Annotated in this window: 17 protein-coding genes and 1 pseudogene; 12 read left to right on the top strand and 6 right to left on the bottom strand. The window is 61.1% G+C overall.

Annotated elements, in window-relative coordinates:
- Positions 1-278: 278 nt before the first annotated feature.
- From GCU68_RS06740 to GCU68_RS06730, 3 genes and pseudogenes are all read right to left on the bottom strand, one after another.
- A complete protein-coding gene (locus GCU68_RS06740) occupies positions 279-2369 on the bottom strand; it encodes a CARDB domain-containing protein (RefSeq protein ID WP_152940103.1) in 2091 nt (696 codons plus the stop codon).
- Positions 2370-2782: 413 nt separating this feature from the next.
- A complete protein-coding gene (locus GCU68_RS06735; RefSeq protein ID WP_152940101.1) occupies positions 2783-3970 on the bottom strand; it encodes a hypothetical protein in 1188 nt (395 codons plus the stop codon).
- A gap of 101 nt (positions 3971-4071) precedes the next feature.
- Positions 4072-5023 (bottom strand): annotated as a pseudogene (locus GCU68_RS06730) (RNA-guided endonuclease TnpB family protein); the annotation flags it as partial.
- A gap of 242 nt (positions 5024-5265) precedes the next feature.
- Between GCU68_RS06730 and GCU68_RS06725 the strand changes: the two are divergent.
- On the top strand, positions 5266-6267 hold the full coding sequence (locus GCU68_RS06725; RefSeq protein WP_152940099.1) for an A24 family peptidase C-terminal domain-containing protein: 1002 nt from the start codon (positions 5266-5268) through the stop codon (positions 6265-6267).
- Between the two features lie 88 nt (positions 6268-6355).
- Here GCU68_RS06725 and GCU68_RS06720 read toward each other — a convergent pair whose 3' ends face one another.
- The gene (locus GCU68_RS06720) at positions 6356-6580 is read right to left on the bottom strand and encodes a hypothetical protein (RefSeq protein WP_152940097.1); all 225 of its coding nucleotides are present in this window, start codon (positions 6578-6580) and stop codon (positions 6356-6358) included.
- 77 nt (positions 6581-6657) lie between these two features.
- Positions 6658-7113 carry an HIT family protein gene (locus tag GCU68_RS06715; protein WP_152940095.1) on the bottom strand — a complete coding sequence of 152 codons (456 nt, stop codon included), beginning with the start codon at positions 7111-7113 and terminating at the stop codon, positions 6658-6660.
- Between the two features lie 972 nt (positions 7114-8085).
- Between GCU68_RS06715 and GCU68_RS06710 the strand changes: the two genes are divergently transcribed.
- From GCU68_RS06710 to GCU68_RS06700, 3 genes are all read left to right on the top strand, one after another.
- Positions 8086-9072, top strand: coding sequence for a CDP-glycerol glycerophosphotransferase family protein (locus tag GCU68_RS06710; RefSeq protein WP_152940093.1), 987 nt, complete (start codon positions 8086-8088; stop codon positions 9070-9072).
- Positions 9060-9740, top strand: a complete 681-nt coding sequence (locus GCU68_RS06705; RefSeq protein ID WP_152940092.1) for an NTP transferase domain-containing protein — start codon at positions 9060-9062, stop codon at positions 9738-9740. Before GCU68_RS06710 ends, GCU68_RS06705 begins: the two co-directional genes overlap by 13 nt.
- A 149-nt stretch (positions 9741-9889) precedes the next feature.
- Positions 9890-10588, top strand: coding sequence for a glycerophosphodiester phosphodiesterase (locus GCU68_RS06700; RefSeq protein WP_152940090.1), 699 nt, complete (start codon positions 9890-9892; stop codon positions 10586-10588).
- 63 nt (positions 10589-10651) lie between these two features.
- Here the strand turns inward: GCU68_RS06700 and GCU68_RS06695 are convergent, their stop codons facing one another.
- Positions 10652-11326 carry a uracil-DNA glycosylase gene (locus GCU68_RS06695; protein WP_152940088.1) on the bottom strand — a complete coding sequence of 225 codons (675 nt, stop codon included), beginning with the start codon at positions 11324-11326 and terminating at the stop codon, positions 10652-10654.
- Between the two features lie 103 nt (positions 11327-11429).
- Here GCU68_RS06695 and GCU68_RS06690 point away from each other — a divergent pair, with 103 nt between their 5' ends.
- From GCU68_RS06690 to GCU68_RS06660, 8 genes are all read left to right on the top strand, one after another.
- The gene (locus GCU68_RS06690) at positions 11430-12608 is read left to right on the top strand and encodes a thiolase family protein (protein ID WP_152940086.1); all 1179 of its coding nucleotides are present in this window, start codon (positions 11430-11432) and stop codon (positions 12606-12608) included.
- Positions 12605-12964, top strand: a complete 360-nt coding sequence (locus tag GCU68_RS06685; RefSeq protein ID WP_152940084.1) for a PhlB family protein — start codon at positions 12605-12607, stop codon at positions 12962-12964. The genes GCU68_RS06690 and GCU68_RS06685 overlap by 4 nt, the downstream gene beginning before the upstream one ends.
- A 134-nt stretch (positions 12965-13098) precedes the next feature.
- Entirely contained in the window at positions 13099-13341 is a 243-nt protein-coding gene (locus GCU68_RS06680; RefSeq protein WP_152940082.1) for a hypothetical protein, read from the top strand.
- Between the two features lie 90 nt (positions 13342-13431).
- Positions 13432-16644 carry an isoleucine--tRNA ligase gene (gene ileS, locus GCU68_RS06675; RefSeq protein WP_152940080.1) on the top strand — a complete coding sequence of 1071 codons (3213 nt, stop codon included), beginning with the start codon at positions 13432-13434 and terminating at the stop codon, positions 16642-16644.
- A 429-nt stretch (positions 16645-17073) separates the two neighbouring features.
- Positions 17074-17469 carry an ArsR/SmtB family transcription factor gene (locus GCU68_RS06670; protein WP_152940078.1) on the top strand — a complete coding sequence of 132 codons (396 nt, stop codon included), beginning with the start codon at positions 17074-17076 and terminating at the stop codon, positions 17467-17469.
- Between the two features lie 2 nt (positions 17470-17471).
- On the top strand, positions 17472-18443 hold the full coding sequence (locus tag GCU68_RS06665; protein ID WP_152940076.1) for a permease: 972 nt from the start codon (positions 17472-17474) through the stop codon (positions 18441-18443).
- A 167-nt stretch (positions 18444-18610) separates the two neighbouring features.
- Entirely contained in the window at positions 18611-18769 is a 159-nt protein-coding gene (locus GCU68_RS21260) for a hypothetical protein (protein WP_168927075.1), read from the top strand.
- Between the two features lie 141 nt (positions 18770-18910).
- Complete coding sequence (locus GCU68_RS06660; protein WP_152940074.1) at positions 18911-21076, top strand: M61 metallopeptidase family protein; 2166 nt, start codon at positions 18911-18913, stop codon at positions 21074-21076.
- The last annotated feature ends 17 nt before the right edge of the window (positions 21077-21093 follow it).

Below are 21093 nucleotides of genomic sequence, written 5' to 3'. Positions count from 1 at the left end.
ACGCGATATTTTTTCCGTTGGGGGTTCAGCTGACCGATTTGGTTCGAGAGAGCTTTACTCTCTGTCATCACGAGACGGTAAGCTGTCTCGAACGACCACGGAAGCAACTTGCAGGTTTGTGCACACTTCTTTGGGACTTTCGTGAGTGAATAGTTTTCCCAACCAGTTGTAGTCGTCCTACTCGAATCGCACGGGTCGTGCCATCAATCTGAAGAGTGTAGATGTCGCTCTCGAGAAACAAAAAATTGAATTCACGATCAAAATGATATTGGCAGCTGTTACGACTGTCGGCGTGTACGGATCAACGCAACTGAGAGCAACGCGAGAACTGCCACTGCAGGTCCGAATCCAGGGATAGTATCGTCATCACCATCGTCATCATCGCCGCCATCATCGCCGCCGTCATCGCTATCGGCGTCATCGCTATCGCTGTCATCGCTATCGCTGTCATCACTGGTATCAGTATCGGTGACAGTCAATGTGCCAGCAGAGGTCCCACTCACCGCGATCTCGAATTCACCGCTTTCATCGAACGAATCGGTGAGCGTGACTGTCTTCGACTTGCCAGCGGGGACAGTGACATCTTGTTCGGCGACGACAGTACCATCGACGGTCAGTTCAGCGGTGAACGTTCCGACCTTCGAGCCAGTGTTTTCGACGGTTCCGGTCACGTCGACAGAGTCACCGACTTTGATCTCGTCCTCGCTCAGCGATGCGTCGGTCACGTCGAACTGAGCCTCAAGAGAGTCGTGGACACTGACCGTTCCAGCGGTTACGTCATTGAGCGCAACCTCGTACTCACCTTCCTCATCGAAGGTGTGTGTGAACGTCACCGTTTTTTCGGCGTTACTAGCCATCTCGATGTCTTCTGTATCGACGACCTCACCGTCGATGATCAGTTCAGCGACGAAGGGTCCACTGTAACCGGCCTCCTCGGTGACCGTACCCGTGATGTCGACAGAGTCACCAGTCATGATCTTAGCGTTGCTCACAGTCACGTTCGAGAGTTCAAACTCAGGTTCGGGATCTGGGCCTGGATCGATGGGACCGCCACCGCCACCGCCACCACCGCCGCCACCACCGCCGCCACCACCACCTGTGTCACTGTCATCCTCTTCGATCGTGATCATGTCCGTATTTGCTTGGAACTGATCACTCGAGGAGCCAGCGGCCATATGAATCCAGCGGTAGTCACCTTCGGTCCAGTTTCCAAAGGTTTCGACTTCGACCGTCGCTTCGTTGCCGTCGGTTTGGACAATCACAGATGAAGCATCAAGCACGTCATCGTCAGACTCGGTTTCAGGTTCCTCAGAGTCATCGAGATCAGCTTCGCTTGCGAGGAAGCTGATCAGATCTGCAGTCTGGAGAATACCGGTCGAATTCCGTTCGGCGAGTGTCTGTCCGAAAGCGCTGAGATCACCACTGACGTTCTGAACACCGTTGACTTCTCCAATTGTGTGATCAATCGTCACATCCTCCGGAGAGAGATCAGTAGAGAAGTCTTCGGTGACGTTGATCGTCATTGTGCTGCTCGTGAAGGTCTCTTCATCGTATAGCACAACACTGTGGGTCGTATTGTCATCCCACTCTGTCGCGGCGACATCGAAGCTGATGGTATCGCCAGGCTCGGCAGAATCGTCAACAGTAACGTCTGAGGGGCTATCCTGAGCGACGAGTTGTTCGACACCGATGATTTTTGTCTCACCATCGATCGAAAGATCACCCTCACCGTCGTCGGACAGTCCATCACCAAGCGCGAGAACGTACATGTGAAGGCCAGAATCGTCAACTGTAACGTCCGTCTCGAGAGTGCCATCTTCCGCAAGTTGTTCATCTTCAACGCTGAATGAAACGTTGTTGTTGAGATTTTCAAGATTCTCTGCTGTGAGTTCATCCGTTAACTCCTGCCCACTCGTTGGCAGTTCGCTAACGGTGACATCATCTTCAGCAGTGTCTTCCTGGAGGTGGGCACGAAGCAGTTGGACATCATCGTCACCAAACTGGCTCGTGTCAGCAGCAAGTCCTGAACCGTCGAATGTGAGCCCGACATTTGTACCTGTTTTGTAGACGGACAGAGTGTCACGGTTTGCAGAGTCTGGGCCACCCTGAGTTGTCTTTACGTCAAGCAAGAGGTTTTGGACTGTAATCGAGCCGTCGGCGTCGGTATCGGCACGCAGCGGAAGCGCTGACCGCTCCCAAACCTCAACATTCTCGTCGATTTCGTGGAACTCAGCCTCATTAGAATCGCTAGTCGACCCGTCTGCTGTCGTCCCTGCTCCGCTGGCTGCACCAGCGACCCCAGCAATCGGTGCAAGAAGCATGATTGCGGTAAGGAATATTGCAGTTATAAGACGATCACGTTGCGTCATACTTCACTACATTACACTACACCGTTTTAACATTTCCGAGGAAAATCCCGATATTTGATCAGTCAACCAGGGGTAGTGTCGTATGCGATTGTTTGACCGCAGTGGATGTACGTCTGTTTGCGCTCGGTCGACGGTAGTTTGGGGTGAGTCATGACTGCGTCGAACTGGATGGGAAGGCTTGCTCCGATGTACGGGATCGCGTGGTCGTGGTCATGGACATGGAAGTGGAGGTGTGGTTCACTGGAGTTTCCAGAGTGGCCGCAGTTGACCGATCTCTTGGCCCCCACTCAACGTCCTCACCTGATTCGACACAGACACTTCATTTTTCACATAGATTACGAAAACCATAAAACCGAATCGATTGGCATGAATTCCCATGATGGGATTTCAGCGACTGTAGGCGCGGGAGGAGGTCAATCCTGTTCGCCTTCACGGACGTGACTACCGAACGCAAGCAGACCAAGAAGTAAGAAAACCGCGAGGAAGACTACACCAGGCGTTCCAACCGCGTCTTCATCCTGATCTCCGGTCTCATTGTCGGACTCTTCGTTTGGATTTATAACACCCGTTTCGTTTCCACCCTCCTCGTCATCACCGTGTTCTTCGGTTTCATTTTCGGAGGTGTCCTCTAAGTCAGGGGTAGTTTCATTGCCAGGCATGTCGGGCTCACCCTCTTCACTGTCGGTTTCATTACCGGGCATATCTGACACACCATTCCCATTGTCAGTTTCATTACCAGGCATGTCCGGTTCACTATCTTCACTGTCTGTTTTATTTTCAGACTCATCAGACTCATTCACTTCCTCATCTGTGTCCATCTTATCATCATCATCACTTTTTTTATCATTATCATCATCGCTGCTGTCATCTTCGCTCACAGTCATTGTTTCCCCGCCCTGGATAGCGATCGGTGCCGGATAGCCCTCTGCCTCGTCGTCACTGAGGGCAGCACCATAAATCGTGTATTCACCTTTGTCGTAACTGTCAAGATCAACTGTCGTACTGTAGGAACCATCTCCCTGACTATCGAGTGTTATTTCAGTAGCATCGCCAGCAGCCTCATTCCAAAGAGCTACCTCAACACTTTCAACCATCGATGTGTCGCTCGAGTCGATCGTTGTACTGAACTCGACTGTTTCACCTTGCGTTGCCATGCTAGGATACTCGAGATGGAAATCAAACGCCTGAACAACGACTGGATAGACAGCTTGCCGCCCTTCGCCTCGGGGCTCTAATGTCAGCATGTATGTTCCTTCCAGATTGCTCGTATCTAGGTCATCATCTTGAGTTCCAATGGTGATACGGTCGTTATCCGCATCGATGAGATCACTGCGGTATTCTCCATCACCGTCTGTATTGTAAAGTGTGACGCGATAGTCCTTACTAGATGTCACATCAATCTCGATTGGATCACCCGGTTCAACGACACCAATTCCATCGATAGTAAACTGGTCACCCTCGATCTCAACCGTTTCTTGAGGTGTTGAAACTGATGTGGTAACTTCGAGATTATATCCAGAACTCGCGGCAGGGGCCGCAGCAAGTGACGCTGTCATAAGCAAGAAACAGACAACGACGACTCGGGTGATGGCTGCTTGCATAGTCATCAATATCAAGGATATAAATAAAGTCTTTCTGCTGTATATATCTGTGACATCCTCCGCGCCGTAAATGGCGCGGCTTCCCGGCATGGGAATACCAGCTAAGTGCCGCTGTTGCTGGCAGAGGGTTCCAACCCGTGGAAGGCTGAGAGGGTCATTGCGAGGGGTCCTCGCTCGTCTCTCGGTGGGTCGTGGCGCTGTCACAGGCGCTCCCATCCCGTGAAATGTCATCGCCCCCGGTTTCAGCGGCAGGCTCTCACCCCACGGGTCGTAGCGGTCAGCGATGTTGACCGCCGCGTTGATGTCTGCGTGGTACTCCGACACCCAACACTCGTCGTTCTGGCACCGAAACTCGTCGCCGTTCCGGTGCCCGACGTGGCCGCACTCGGGACACGTCTGACTCGTGTACTCCGGTCGGACATATTTGACCGGAAGCCCGGCCTCTCGTGCTTTGTCCTCGATACGCTGTTGGAGGCGAGCGAACGCCCATGCGTGGAGGCGTCGGTTCATCCATTCGCCGTAATCGAGGTCTTCGCGGATGTACAAAAGGTCTTCCAGCACGAGAACTGGCTTCTCAAACCGGCAGGCGTACTCGACAGCACGTCGAGACGCCTTCTCGATAATGTCAGTGAGTGCGTTCTGGTAGTGGTCGAATCGTTTGTCAATCCGCCACTCTGCAGCGTCACGCTCTTGGAGTCGCTTGAGCGTCGTGAACATTTCTTTGCGAAGGTGGCGAGCGCGACCACCGTTGATGAGCAGTGGGTCAGTCGGGGTGCCCTGCTCGCGGGCTGTGCCTGCGAGCAGGTGTGCTTCGCCAATGTCGAAGCCGATTGGTGTTACATCGTCGTCTGTCGGTTCGTAGTCGGGTTCTTCGATCGGGAACTCGACGGTGACGTGAAGTGTCCACGACGTGCGGTGGCGTTGCAGTCGGAGCTGTCCCGCCGAAGCGTCCCCGTGTACGAGGTCGTGCCACAGCCCTTCTTGGGCGGGATTGATACGAAGCGGTATCCAGAAATTCGACCCACGACCGGGTTGTGGTGCCCACCATGTGAACCTGTTCGATCCTCGGTTCCGACAGAGCGTCGGAACACTCGTCACTCACGGGAAGGGCGGGATTCTCTCGCTGACTCAAGATAGAAGATTTTCGTCATCACGAAAGACCCCCGGTCTTTCGAACGACTTCGCTCGTTCCTTGAGGAAAGGGACTCCGCGCTACCGCTTCAGTTGACAGCGATCGACGTCCGATCAAGGGTGCAACCGACAGTCTAACACTATCGCGCTCGAGAGACACGGGCGTGACACTCGTAGGCGCGTCGGCGACGGGACCAGATCTGCTTCGACTCGTCGCCGTCCCCGTGTTCGCCTGGGTTGCCGTTCGGGATATCAAGACCAGACGAGTCTCGAGCGGTGTCTGGATCCCGCTTGCAGTCCTTGGACTCTGCACGCTCGTCTGGGAGGGCCGCCTCGCATGGGCCGCGGGCGGCTACGCCTGGCGCTACGAGTTTCTCATCCCGACAGCGGTGAGTCTCGGCTTCGTCGTGCCCATCGCGTACCTCTTTTGGTGGTTCGGGGGCTTCGGCGGCGCTGACGCGAAGGCGCTGCTCGTCCTCGCCCTGCTGTTTCCGACGTTTCCACAGTATACGATCGGATCGTGGACGTTGCCGCTGACGACGACGCCGATCGGGACGTTCTCGTTTACGATCCTGACCAACGCCGTCGTCGTGGGGCTGGCGATTCCGCTCGTGATCGCGGTTCGCAACGCCGCCGCGGGCCGCATCACGTCGGTGATGGTCATCGGGTGGCCCGTCTCGTGGGAGGCGATCCCCGAAACGCACGGCCGACTCCTCGAGACGCCCGAGGGACGCTCTCGAGGCGGCCTCGATCTCGACGCGCTGCGGATGTACCTGCGCTGGCGAGGGCTCTCACTGGCCGACGTTCGCGAGAATCCCGACCAATACCGCGATCCGGCGACCCTGCCCGCCGAGCCGAACCCGCCGACCGACGGGGCCGTCACCGCCGTCGTGCGCGGCGACGGCGGGGCAGCACTCGAGGCCAATGAATCGAACGCCAATACCTCGAACGAGCACGACGACCCGTGGGGGACCGAGGCGTTTCTCGCGGATATCGAGGGGACGGCCTACGGCACCACACCCGCGGAGCTTCGGGAGGGCCTCGAGGTATTAGTACAGAAAGACACCGTCTGGATCTCGCCTGGCGCGCCGTTTCTCGTGCCCGTGTTCGTCGGACTGGCGGTCGCACTGATCTACGGCGACCTGCTAATTGGTGCGGTCCTCTGACGTGCTCGAGTGAGCTGAGACGGGTGGTATCCGCGGAGTGGCAAACCCGGATACGCGATCACCGGCACGAGACGATCGATCGCGGGTGCTACAGCGTCCGTTCGTACAGCGGCACCAGCACTGTCCAGAAGACGACAAACGCGGCTCCAAGCCCGATGAGCGCGAGCCACAGGTCGCCCCGACCGGCCGGCGGGCCACTCGAGAGCAAGGCAAGCGTCCCGAGGAACAACAGCACACAGACGAGAAGGCTCCCCAACTCGAGGATTGCGGCGAAAGGAACGGTCCGCAACCGGGTGACGAGATCGGCGATCATACGCGAGGCTCACGCGCGAGTGAGAAAAGCGTCACGACGCCTGCGCTCTGGCAGTGTGCCGACCGATAACAGTCAGTTCAGGCTCGAGACTCGATTTCCGCGGCGATTTCGTCGAGTTCGTCGTCCGAGAGGTCCTCGGTGATCTGATCCAGATCGGCGACGTCGAACGTCTTGGCGTCGCTGAAGAGGCTGTGGATGGGGCCAGCGCCATCACCCTCGAAGCGAGGGACAATATGGCAGTGGACGTGGGGGACTTCTTGCCCGGCCGCTTCGCCGTTGTTGAACGCAACGGTCGAGGCGTCGGCGTCGACGGCATCCTCGACAGCGGGGACTAGTCGGTGGATGGTCGCATAGAGATCGGTGGCGACGTCGTCGGGGACGTCGTTCACCCGTTCGTACTCGTCTTTCGGGATGACCAGTGTGTGCCCCGGCGCCAGCGGGTTGGCATCAAGGAAGGCGATCGTCGTCTCGTCTTCGTACACGATTCGGGCGGGGATCTCCCCCTCAACGATCTGCGTGAAGATCGTACTCATACGGGAGTGTGTGTTGGCCCACTGTAAGAAGGTTATCGCCCGCGCCGCAGGCACCCGGCGACGACGAGCCGGTGCGGGGATGAGATGCCAGTGGTGACGGTCGCCACTCGTTCGTCTCGAGAGAGAGAATGAGAGAAAAATAACAAGCGATCCCGAAACGGGCAGTGACTGACCCGAAATGGGGGAGGGTGAGCGCGGCAGTTGAGTCAGGTGAAATCGTTTATCGGACCTATACTTACCTGGGACCCGGTATTCTGAGTAGTTGACGGGGAAGGACAACTGTCGTTGCCGACGGTGTCCGACTTTGAGACATCACATGCCCCGTTACCAAGAGATCGATCGTCCCAACGTCACCGATCTCTACTACCCCTACCCGTTTTTCATCCCACGAGCGGATAGGGGGCTCCACTGCCAGCCTTCGGCTGGCGATTTCTGCGTACACCATCGAAAACGTAGTAGACACACCGCTCGAGTGTCGTGACCAAATACCCTCGAGTGCACGTCCCAAAATTGACATCCTCCCACCCCTGAAGGGGTGGGCTTCCGCTCGCTACGTGTCACAACCGAGCAACGGACACATCTATCTCGATATCCAAACTGTGGATTGTTTTGAAATATACGTTCTAGTTGAATATACAGAAATCTAAACGCGGATTCACTCCAACAATTATAATAGTTGCCGGCTTAGTCGTGCCCATCGCTTAATTGAACACCACGCGAAGATCCGTTCCAGTAGTCGACTTCCCGACTCGCGCGCGACGGTTGTCAGGTTCGAGAGCGCGACGAGGTTCCGTACCTGAACGGATGACTGGTCCCGAGTGCGACCGATTTCGACCGTCGATCGACGACTAAGGCGGTATGCGTCCGCTCCGGACGTCGGCGATGGAATCCCGCCACACCGTCACCGTGTCGTCTCGAGCACGGCGGCCGACTGCCACTCGAGGACTGAGAGCGGAAGCGAGGACACACACGATGGGAACGATACTGTACGCAATCGAGCGACCGTTCATGCGGAAGACGTTCGAAGCGATCGACCGCTACGTCGACAGCGAGTCGGCGTACGTCCCGGTTCGAGCGGACGCCCGCGGCTGTAGCGACCGCATCGAAGAAATCGAAGTGGACGACCCCAGCGCGGTCGACGAGAATATCCGGGCGATCGATCCCGACGTGGTCGTCTACAACCACCGGTTCGGCATCGAGCGCTTCACGTTCTACGAGGAGTACCCGCTCGTCCACGTGCGCCACGGCGCGTCGATCGGGCGCGGCGAGCTATCCGTGACGGCGACGACGATCTTAGAGCACGTCAGCGCCGCGCTCGCACCCGGCGAGCGGTGGGCACGGGCGTACCGGGAGGCCGCGCCATCCGACGTGCGCGTCACCGTCGTCGGCATCCCGGAAGCCGACGTGCTAGTCGATTCGCCGCCACCCCGTGACCGGCGGGTGCTGTACGCGCCGACCAACTACATGGTCGGTCAGGGCGCGTACGCGAACACGGCTCGCTCGGTCCTCGAGTGTTTCGTCGACACCGAGTACGAACTGCTCTTTCGGCCCCACCCGACCGACCGACGCGAGGGGCCGGGACTGGCCGTCACACAGGCGTGTCGCGACCGAATCGAAGAACTCCCGAACGTCGTCTTCGACACGACCACAACGCCCGCCGAGAGCATGCGCCGGTCGGACGTGCTCATCTCGGATTATTCGGGCTCGATCGCCGAGTGGCTCCACACGGGCCGGCCGTTGATCCAGTTGACCGACATCGACGCGCCGGACCGCGAGGTGCCACAGATTGGCGCGACGACGGACGCACTCGAGATTGAACTCGTCGACGACCTCTATCGGAACGGCGAACCCGAGGCCGTCGCGCGCCGACGCGCCGCGTGGCTCGAAGACCTCGGCATCCCGATGGACGGCCGAGCGGGCGAACGCGCCGCCGCGGAGGTGATGCGATGCGCGGCGTGATCTTGGCCGCAGGCGAGGGCAAACGAATGGGCCACCACACTGACGACGTCCCGAAAGCCTTCCTCGAGTTCGACGGGCGGACGCTGTATGACCGCCAGCGCGGGTTGCTCGAGCCACACGTCGACGGCACGAGCATCGTCCTCGGCTATCACCACGACACGGTTCTCGAACGGTACGATCCCGACGATCCGATCGTCCTCGAGGACTGGGATCGGTACGAGAACGCCGCGTCGCTGCTCTGTGCGCTCAGACACATTGACGACGATCTGCTCGTACTCAACGGCGACATCCTCGTCGACGAACGCGAGCTCGGGCGGCTGACCGAGCAGTTCGACGCGCTCAGAGGGCATCTCAATCTCGTCGGCTGCATTCCGGGACTCCAGCACGAGGAAACAGCGATCCGCTGGAACGACTCGGGACGTGTAACGGCCTATGGGCTCATCGAGGGCCACCAGCACGCCGGCTTCGGCATCGTGAGCCGCGAGCACCGGACGGCGGCGATCGAAATCCTCCGTGCACACTTGGACGACTGGTATCCCTGTGTGTATCCCCGCACGCCGACGCAGCCGCTGTTGATTCCGGACACCCGTCACGTCGAGGTCAACCGCCCGGCCGACCTCGAGCGCGCTCGAGCGTGGCTCGCGTCCGAGCAGATCCAGTGCGCGTGATCGCTGGTGCGAGGGCTGTACCGACGGAACTCCGCCACCGACTGTCGATTTCCGAGACAGTATTGAAGACGAGATATTCTGTACGTTTGGCCACTCTACTGCGCGGGAAACAAAATATTGATGGGTTCTGACTCCTGCGGTCTCGGTAGATGGAGATTATCGGCCATCGTGGCTGTGCAGCGCAGGTTCCGGAGAACACACTCCTCGCAATCCGCGAAGCCGCCCGTCGACTGCCCGCCGTCGAGGTGGACGTGCGGCGCTGTGGATCGGGTGAACTGGTCGTCGTGCACGACGAAACCTTGGATCGCGTCGCCGACGTCGACCGACGAGTCGCGGAGACGCCGTGGTCCGAGCTTCAAGAACTCACCGTCCTCGAGTCCGAGGAGTCGATTCCGCGCCTCGAATCGGTGTTGCGAGCCGTCCCGGACGACGTCACCGTCCAGCTCGAACTGAAAGAGCACGGGATCGCGGCAGATACGTTGCAGTTGGCGATGGCGGCCGGCGCGGACGTCCGCGTCTCGTCGTTCCTGCCCGAGGCAATCGCGGAGATCGACGCGGCCTGTCTCGACGTCCCCAACGGATTGCTCTTCGGCGAGGAGCCCGCGACCAACCTCTCGCGAGCCCTCGAGTACGACTGCACACACGTCTTCCCCCACTACGACCTCTGTGTCGAGACGGACATCGTCCCCAACGCGCGCGAACACGATCTAAACGTCATCGCCTGGAAGGCGGCGCGGACGGTCGAGGACGTCCGGACCCTCCACGAACTCGGCGTCGACGGCGTCACCGCGGACCGCTGGGATATCGCCCCACCCGCGCTCCAGCCGACGGTGACGACACAAGGGTAGTCACGAACCGCTGCCCGAGTAGGCGATTCGAGCGCCGTCGCCCCCTCGAGTCCGTAGTGACGATCAGTGGCTCCCTGAGTCCCCGCTCGTCGTTCCGCGGCAGTCCTCAAGCGTCTCCCCGATTGCCTCGAGATACGTCTCCGGCTCGTATCCCAGACGGCCGATCCAAACGTCTTGATACGACGGATGCAAAATTGGGACAAGCCAGACGTCGAGACGGGCACACCACGTCGGTTCGAGGACGCTCTCGAGAAAGCCCTCGAGATTCCGACCTTCGGCTGCGAGCACCGTTTTTGTCGCGTGTTTCCCGGTCGCGAGGATGACGTCGGGGTCGACGGCCTCGAGTTCGGTCAGCAGGTGGCTGCGACAGTTCGCTCGCTCTTGGGGCGTCGGCTCACGGTTTGTCTTCGGATCCTCGGAATCCGCCGGGAAACACTTCACGGCGTTCGTGTAGTAGGCTGTCTCGTCGTAGCCGAGTCGGGCGAGCATGCGTCGGATGCGTCGACCAGAATGGCGGGAAGTGTAGGCCTTCCCGGTCCAGTTCCCACCTCGCCAACGGTCGGCGTCGGGAGTGCCGTAGCCGGGTGCTTCGCCGACGACGACGACAGCCGCATCGAGCGGCCCGGTCCCCCACGAGATGCGCTCGCGACACGCGTCGAGCGCCGGACAGCGGTCACAATCGGCCTCGAGGACGTTTCGTGCGGTCGGAAACACCGGATCCTGATCAGAGGAGCGCACACTCGACTCGAGGCACTGGTGCGGTGTTATCTCGATCGGTCCATTTTTCACGGAATGCTATCAAATAGGAGCTTTAAGGCGGTGTTCGTGGGCACTGTTCCTGATGCCGATAACACAGCAAGAGTCCGAACGGGTTGCAATCGTCGGTGCGTCGATGACCCAGTTCGGCCAGCGCGAGGGCTGGATCATGGACCTCCTCGCGGAGGCCGGACTCGAGTGCCTCGAGGACGCCGGGGTCGATGCAGCCGATGTAGAGCACCTGTACGTCTCGAACATGGCGAGCGGGGAGTTCGAAGGGATGACAGGTGTCCCGAACGCGCTGGCACACGATCTCGATGCGATGCCGGCGTACACCCAGCGCGTCGACCAGACGAGTTCCAGCGGCGGAGCGGGGATCTACGCGGCCTGGCAGTCGATCACCAGCGGTGCCAGTGACATGACGCTGCTCGTTGGCGGCGAGAAGATGAGCCATCGATCGACCCCCGAAACGACCGACATCATCGCGTCGGTTACGCATCCTGTCGAATACAAGACGGGCGTGACGCTGCCGTCGTTTGCGGGGTTGACGGCCCGCCACTACTTAGAGCAGTTCGACGCGCCGCGCGAGAGCCTCGGTAAAGTGGCTGTCAAGAACCACAAAAACGGCGTCGACAACCCCAACGCCCAGTTCCAGAAGGAAGTCGACCTCGAGACGGTGCTAGAGTCACCGATCGTCGCCGACCCGCTGCGGCTGTACGACTTCTGTCCGATCACGGACGGCTCGGCTGCGCTCCTGTTCTGTCCCGAATCCGTCGCCAAGGAGTACACTGACGAGTACGTCGTCATCGCGGGTGTCGACGGGGCAACTGACACCCACGTCGTCCACGAGCGCGAGGACCCGACTGTGATGGGCGGCGTCGTCGAGAGCGGCAAGGGTGCCTACGAGATGAGTGGCTACGGCCCCGCCGACATCGACGTCGCTGAACTTCACGATATGTTCACCATCCTCGAGTTCCTCCAGATGGAGGGACTCGGCTTCGCCGAGCAGGGCGAGGCCTGGAAGCTGATCGAGGAGGGCTACACCGAGCGTGACACCGGCGAGTTGCCGGTCAACACCTCCGGCGGGCTCAAATCGAAGGGCCATCCGCTCGGCGCGAGCGGCATCGCACAGGGTGTCGAGATCTACGAACAACTCATGGGCGAAGCAGGGCCGCGACAGGTCGAGGCCGACGTCGGTCTGGCCTGTAACGTCGGCGGCTTTGGCAACTGCGTTATCACCACGATCATGGAGGCAGCACAATGACGATGGAAGCGTACGAGTACGAGGACGGTTCGATCAGCTACCCCGGGCACCCGCGTGGCCCCAGTGGATCGAAACCGATCAAGACGGTCGATCTCAGCGAGTACACCGCCGAAGTCATCACGTGGACGACGAGTATGGCCACGCCGCCCGGCGTTCGCGAGCCCAACACGCTCGCGGTCGTCGAGTTCGACGTCGATGGCGAGCCAGTGCGGGCGATCGGACAGGTGACGACTGACGAGATCGAGACCGGCGACGAAGTCGAACCCGTCTACGTCGACGAACTCCGCGAACCCGGGGCCGGCATCCGGGAACCCGAGAGTCAAGACTGGGACGGCTACCGGTTCGAGCCGGTCTGAGCATCGGCAGCGGGACTGATATCGGATCTTTCAGCACGGTGAACCGACTCGCTTCGTGAGACCCGACTCAGCGATTCACTCGAGTCCCCGCAGAGGGGACAGATTTACAGTGGCTGAGTGGCTTCTCAGTGGTAATGGGATCGGCTACACCGGAACTCCTCACAGAACTGCTCCCGATGATCGTCTATACGATCCTCGGTGGCGCATTGACCGCAGGCGGGGTCGCCGCTGAATACGCGAGCCTGCAACACCTCGGGGCGGGCGAGGCGATGGTCGGCCTCTGGCTCGCCGCGATCGGCTGTGTCATGCTCTACGGCGGCGTCTACGGGATCGGCTACAAGAAAGTCGCCATGCGGTTGTTCGGCGCCGTACAGTAGCGAACGCGACTGTTTTCGAACCGTCGACTCGGCAGCGACGCCGCCTGCAGGACCGATTCCCCTTTAATCACGGAGTGAGTGGAGTGGCATATGAGCAGGTTCGGCGAGGTCGACGACCAGTACGACCCCCACGCCCTAGAGCAGCGGGTGTTCGACTACTGGGACGACGTCGACGCCTACGAGCAGACGGTCGAGCATCGCTCCGACGGTGAATCGTTCTTCTTCGTCGACGGCCCGCCGTACACGTCGGGATCGGCGCACATGGGGACGACCTGGAACAAGTCCCTGAAAGACGTTTACATCCGCTTCCTGCGCATGCAGGGGTACGACGTCACCGACCGGCCGGGCTACGACATGCACGGCCTCCCGATCGAGACCAAAGTCGAGGAGAAACTCGGCTTCGAGAACAAGAAGGACATCGAGGAGTTCGGCGAGGAGAACTTCATCCAGGAATGTAAGGACTACGCCGACGAGCAACTCGAGGGCCTCCAGTCCGATTTCAAATCCTTCGGCGTCTGGATGGACTGGGACAACCCCTATCGGACGGTTAGCCCCGAATACATGGAAGCCGCCTGGTGGGGCTTCTCGAAGGCCGCCGATCGCGGGCTCGTCGAGAAGGGCCACCGCTCCATCTCACAGTGTCCGCGCTGTGAGACCGCAATCGCGAACAACGAAGTCGAGTACGAGGACGTCGAGGACCCCTCGATTTACGTCAAATTCGACCTCACCGACCGCGAGGGCTCGCTCGTCATCTGGACGACGACGCCGTGGACGATTCCGGCGAACACGTTCGTCGCTGTCGACGAGGAGGGCGACTACGTCGGCGTGCGCGCCGAAAAAGACGGTGAGGAGGAACTGCTGTACGTCGCCGAAGCCAAACACGAGGAGGTCCTCAAAGAAGGTCGCTACGAGGACTACGAGGTCGTCGAAGAACTGACCGGCGAGGACCTGCTCGGCTGGACGTACGAGCACCCGCTCGCCGAAGAGGTGCCCGACCACGTCGACGGTGAGGGCGTGTTCGAGGTGTATACCGGCGAGTACGTCGACACCCACGGCGACGGGACGGGGCTCGTCCACTCCGCGCCCGGCCACGGTGAAGAGGACTTCGAGCGCGGGACCGAACTCGGCCTGCCGATCTTCTGCCCCGTCGGCGGCGACGGTGTCTACACCGACGAAGCCGGCACGTACGAGGGCCAGTTCGTCAAAGAGGCCGACGACGAGATCATGGCCGACCTCGAGGACAACGGCGCGTTGCTCGCGTCGGGTACGGTCAACCACAGCTACGGTCACTGCTGGCGGTGTGATACGGGCATTCTCCAGATCGTCACCGAGCAGTGGTTCATCACGATCACGGACGTCAAAGACGAACTACTCGAGAACATCGAGGACAGCGAGTGGTACCCGCAGTGGGCTCGCGACAACCGCTTCCGCGACTTCGTCGAGGAGGCCCCCGACTGGAACGTCTCGCGCCAGCGCTACTGGGGCATCCCACTGCCGGTCTGGACGCCCGAAGACCGGGACGACGACGAGGACATGATCGTCATCGCGACGCGCGAGGAACTCGCCGATCGGGTCGATCAGGACGTCGATTCCGACGCGGTCGACCTCCACAAAGACACGGTCGACGACCTCACGATCACCGAAGACGGCACCACCTACACCCGCGTCCCCGACGTCTTCGACGTCTGGCTCGACTCCTCAGTGGCGTCGTGGGGGACCCTTGACTTCCCATCCGACGACAGCCGATTCGACGAGCTCTGGCCCGCCGACTTCATCCTCGAGGCCCACGACCAGACCCGCGGCTGGTTCTGGTCCCAGCTTGGGATGGGCACCGCCGCGATGGGCGAGGTTCCGTACGACAAGGTCCTGATGCACGGCCACGCCTTAGACGAAGACGGCCGCAAGATGTCCAAATCCGTCGGTAACGTCGTCGAGCCCGACACGGCGATCGAGCGCCACGGCTCTGACGCGATGCGCATGTTCCTGCTTTCGGCGAACCCGCAGGGTGACGACATGCGCTTCTCGTGGGACGAGATGGGCACGATGGAAAACCACCTCCGGACGCTGTGGAACGTCTTCCGCTTCCCGCTGCCGTACATGCGGCTGGACGACTTCGATCCGACCGAAACGACGCTCGAATCGGTCGATGACGACCTCGAACTCGTCGACGAGTGGATCCTCGCGCGGCTGCAGTCCACCAAGGACGAGATGACCGAGCACTTCGAGGAGTTCCGCCAGGATCGCGCACTCGAGGCCCTCCTCGAGTTCGTCGTCGAGGACGTCTCCCGATTCTACGTGCAGGCCGTCCGCGAGCGCATGTGGGAGGAAGACGACAGCGCCTCCAAACAGGCCGCCTACGCGACGATCTACCGGGTGCTCCGGGAGAGCGTCGCCCTGCTCGCCCCCTACGCGCCGTTCATCAGCGAGGAGATCTACGGCACGCTCACCGGCGAGGACGGCCACGACACCGTCCACATGGAAGACTGGCCGGCCGTCGAGGAGTTCTGGGTCGACGAACAACTCGAAGAAGACGTCGCCTTCCTGCGAGCGATCGAGGAAGCCGGCGCGAACGCGCGCCAGCAGGCCGGTCGCAAACTGCGCTGGCCCGTCCCGCGCGTCGTCGTCGCGGCCGACGACCAGCGTGTGGTCGACGCCGTCAAACGACACACCGCGCTGCTCGAGGACCGCCTCAACGCCCGCGAGATCGAACTCGTCTCGCCGGACAACCAGTGGGGCGAACTCGACTACAGCGCCGAAGCGGATATGAGCAAGCTCGGCCCGGCCTTCGGCGGCCGCGCCGGCGAGGTCATGAACGCACTCAACGAGGCCCGCATCGAGGAGCCGAGCCTCAAGGCGCTCGAGGACGCCGTCGCAGACGTGCTCGAGGACGACGAGTCGATCACCGAGGAGATGGTCTCCTTCGTGACCCAGACGCCAGACAGCGTCGCCGGCACCGCGTTCGGCCTCGACGGTGACGACCGCGGCGTCGTCTACGTCGATGCCTCGCTGACCGAGGACATCGAAAGCGAGGGCTACGCCCGCGAGGTCATCCGCCGCGTCCAGGAGATGCGCAAGGACCTCGACTTAGACGTCGAGGAACGGATCGCACTGGAGCTTGCAATCGACGACGACCGCGTCGCCGACCTCGTCAGGGAGCGCGAGGGCCTCATCCGCGAGGAGGTCCGCGCCGACGAACTGGGCGACCTCGAGGTCGATAACGGCAACCGCAAGGAGTGGGAGGTCGAAGGCGTGACGATGGAGATCGCGATCGAACCGCTGGCAGCTGCCGAAGCGTCGGACTGACCTCACGAACACTCGTTTTTCGCCCCGGACAGGGACAATTCGAATCGGTACTGTACTCGAGAGCAACTGCTTTGAGCGCCATCCGGGGCCACCCATCGAGATTACTCGAATCGAATACTCTCGATTCGAGATGTGCTCCGAGACGACTGCGGTGTGTCGACCACTCGAGAGTGGCAGTCGACTCGGGACAATATCCGCGTTAACGACCGTTTTCGAGGTTCGTACCAGAAGCCAGGCAGTGATGCCATCGAAGAATCCGTATCGAATCATCTCGGCTCGAGCAAAATGGTTAAGTCGTATCGGTCTTTCTCGATATGTATGGGACTGCTCGATCGCATCCTTGGACGCGAGGCGAATGAAACGGACGATGACTGCTGCTGTGGTGTCGAGATCGAAGAGCTCGACTCGAGTGACGAGGACTGATCGACGATGACCGATCAACCCGGAATCGACGACGACGGACCGAGCGAATCGGCGAGCGAGACGATCAACCGGATGAGCGAGGGGGCCTGCTGTGCAGGTGCCTTTCCGGCAAATCGCAGAGTCAACGACGACGTAATCGACAGCGAACTGCGCGTTTTCAAGGCGCTGTCGAACGAAAAACGGCTCCGGATCATCGAGGCACTTCGCGACGGCGAGCTGTGTGCCTGTGAGCTGGAGACGATCCTCGATGCGCCGCAGTCGACCGTCGGCTCCCACCTCTCACAGCTCCGCGAGGCAGGTATCGTTCGCACCCGAAAAGAGGGCAAGTGGACCTACTATCGGATTGCAGATACGGCGAGTCTCCAGTTACTCGACCTCGCCGCCGCGCTGGGTGAGTACTAACGATGATCCCCGCCGGCTACGAGACGGCGCTGGTCGATTCCGCCGAGTACTTCGTGCATCTGGCGCTCGTGCTCGCCCCGCTTTTTGTCGGGGCGTCGTTTCTCGTCGGCCTCGCACAGGAGTACCTGCCGCCGGAGCGGGTCGAAGCAATGCTTCGATCTCGAGACCACGGGAGCGGGAACGTTCTCGCTGCCGGACTCGGCGCAGTGACGCCGTTTTGCTCGTGTTCGACGGTCCCGGTCCTCGCCGGGTTGCTCGGGGCGGGTGCCCCGCTCGGCCTTGCATTCTCGTTTCTGCTCGCATCGCCGATCGTCAACTGGATCGCCGTCGTCCTGCTGTTCGGACTCTTCGGAACCGGCGTGACCGTCGCCTACGTCGTGACGGCACTGTCCGCGGCGATCGTCGGCGGCATCGTCATCGGCACGCTCAACCTCGAGAACTACGTCAAAGACGTTCGAATTACGGCTGGCGGACGCGAAATCACGACCGACGGCGGAACGGCAACCGGGAGTGCGAGCTGTGCGTGTAGCACCTCGGCCACGCGATCACACCGAGAGCGAGTTACCGAGGCCGGTCGCGGCGCACTGTCGTTTTTCCGGGATACGCTTCCGTACATCGTCGTCGGGATCGCGATCGGTGCGCTCATCCACGGTGCGGTTCCGGCGACGTTCCTCCAGCAGATCGCTGGACCGTCGAATCCGCTCGCGACGCCGATGGCTGCACTGGCCGGTGCGCCGATCTATGTGAGTATCAGCGGCATGCTGCCGATCGCCCACTCGCTCGCCGAACAGGGGATCCCCATCGGCACGGTGATCGCGTTCGTCATCGGCGGCGCCGGGATCAGCATTCCAAACCTGATCCTGTTGAACAAGCTCTTCGAGCGACGACTGCTCGTGGTGTATGCGGGAACCGTCGTGACGATCGGGATCACGGTCGGCGTGCTGTTCAATACCGTGTTGGCTGGCCTGCTCTGACGACGATATCGCGTTTCGGTTCGTGGTGCAGTGTTTTCTGGCTTTAAAATACCATTCTTCAGATGTTTTTCTGCGTGAAACACACGCTCCCTACAAATGCGCACTGACCAATCGTCTCTGACTCAAGAATTGAATACTCTTTTACATATTGTCAACTAAGCTCACCTATGGCGCTTGACGATATCTTTGCCGAATTTAGTAAACTACTCGAAGGAGAGGAGATAACCGGAAGACAGGCGGGGCTCATAATCTTTGCCTGGATGGGGGCCACTGCCCTCTTTGGATTGATTTCCTATATTGTAGTGTTCATAATTATGGGCTATTAATCAGTTTTGTCGTTATGTTACTCGCCAGTACTTACCGCAGAGAGTTCTGAACCTGTCACTATCCGAGGTTTCAACAGGGCCATTTTTCTGAAAATCACCACGTCGTAACAGTCATGGTCACTGACTCGCCAGAGCAGGGTAGTGACTACTCGAGTCGCCGTCTGTCTCGTTGTCGTGGTGTTGCTCGGGGCGATCCCGGCCGGCGTCGCCGGTGCCGGCGGGTCGCAGACAGCACCCGAGACTGATACGACCGGTGTCGACGCCGCGGTTACACCCAGCGTGAGCAGCGGGTCGACCACCAGTCTAGCCGGTGCAAACGACGTCCTCCACCGGACGATGACACTGCGGCAGCTCCCGGACCAACCGGGGACGTTCGAGACCACGATCACGTTCGACGTTCCGAAGCCGCTGACCGGCCTCGAGATTGGCCTCGAATCAAAAGCCACGATCCGCGCCACCGAGGGCTTCGAGGCGACCGAGGAGGGGACGTACCGGTGGGACGAGACGACCGAGACGCCGACGATTCGATTCACGATGCCAGCGAATCGAACGGGCACGACCGGCGGCCATACAAGCCAGCCCGAGTCCGACACACGAGAATCGGGACCGACAATTGCGACAGCCACGGCGGCACCAGCCGAGGGAGAGGGGTATACGTTCCTCGAGACCGGCGAGTGGGGCGTCGTCCAGGTTCCCAACGTCAGCCTCTCCTATCGGACGGCGACCAGCGCACCCATCGGCGTCGAGGAAACTGTCACCGTCGACGGCCCCGGCGCGGCCGGCACGGAGCTGGCCGTCTTCGGAGAAGTGACCGAACACGAACGAACTGTCGACGGAGAACGGCTCAGGCTGGTGGTCCTCGAGGCTGCCGATCTTCGAGAGCGGCCAGCGGACATCCTCGACAGCCTCGAGGCCGCCAGCGGGCGACTCGACGTGGGCTCGAGTGCCAGCGAGGCCGTCATGGTCGCCGTCCCGAGCGATGTCGACTGGGGATCGCGGGGTATGCAGTACGGCCCCAGCGATGCGTGGGTCGTCGCCGACGCGCCGCTTGCGGAGGCGACTAACGTCTGGCTCCACGAGTACGTCCACGTCAGACAGCGATTCGCCAACCCCGACGTCGGCACCGCGAGCGACGGCCAGTGGCTCGTCGAAGCGCAGGCGGAGTACTACGCGGCCCTACTTGCGTACGAACAGGAGTTAATCACGTACCGCGAGTTTCGCCGCTCGCTCGAGCGCGGCACGGAGTCGCCCGCGGCGGATGCCGTCCTCGCCGAGCCGTCGACCTGGGGCGACAGCAACGCGAACTACCTGAAAGGGGCGCTGGTGTACGGCGAACTGGACCGGCAGCTCCGGCTCGCGACCGACGGCGACCGCAGCCTCGACGACGTGTTCCGGACGCTGAACGCTCGCGACGAGCGAGTGAGCGAGACCGAGTTCCTCGAGGCGCTCGAGGCCGCGGGCGGGGCGACCGTTCGAGAGCGCGCCGAGCGATACACCCGAACGGCCGAGACGCCGGACGCGTGGAACCGGTTCGAACACCGCGCCGCGTTCGACCAGCCGCGGACGCCCATCACGTCCGGACTCGGGACGGACCAGATCAGGGTCGGCGACCAACCGTGGGAGCGCTGGGACCGCACCGATATCGGCAGTCTCGAGGCGGACGATCAACGCGGTGATCGCGCGACCGACCGCGGCGTGGTGGCCGTGCCGGCCGGTGAGCGCGTCACGATCCCGGTCGTGATCGAGAACGGCGGCGATCGAACCGGCACCGCGGATGCGACCCTGCGGGTCGATGGGAAGATCGTCGACCACACCCAGCGACGACTTGAGGGCGGCGAACGGGCGAGCGAGACGCTGGCGTGGATGCCGACGGAGCCAGGCATCCACGACGTCCGGATCGGCTCGGATCGACTGACCGTCGTCGTTCGCTCGGCACCGAGTCTGACCGTCACCGAGTTGCAATTCAGCCCCGACAGCGTCGACCCCGGCGAGTCGGTGACGGCGACCGCGACAGTGACGACGGGCGACGAGTATCCGGCTGCGGGCACGCTCGAGTTCCGAACGCCGGGAGAGACCGTCACTGGGCCGCCGATCGCGCTCGCACCCGGCGAGGCCGGGACCGTCGAGGTCACTCTCCAGTTCGACGGCGATGGGCGCTACGAGGTCGTCGCCGGCGAGCAGTCGACGACGATCACCGTCGGCGGCACGCTCGAACGGCTCGATACCGTTCCCGGCTTCGGCGGCGTCGCAGCAGTCGTCGCGCTCGGACTCGCGCTCGTAGTCGCACTGTTCGGTCGGCGACGGTAACAGAAGGGGGTCAACGA

The organism is Natronorubrum aibiense, from assembly GCF_009392895.1.
Classification (GTDB): Archaea; Halobacteriota; Halobacteria; order Halobacteriales; family Natrialbaceae; genus Natronorubrum; species Natronorubrum aibiense.
This window is presented reverse-complemented; position numbering and strand designations above follow the sequence as displayed.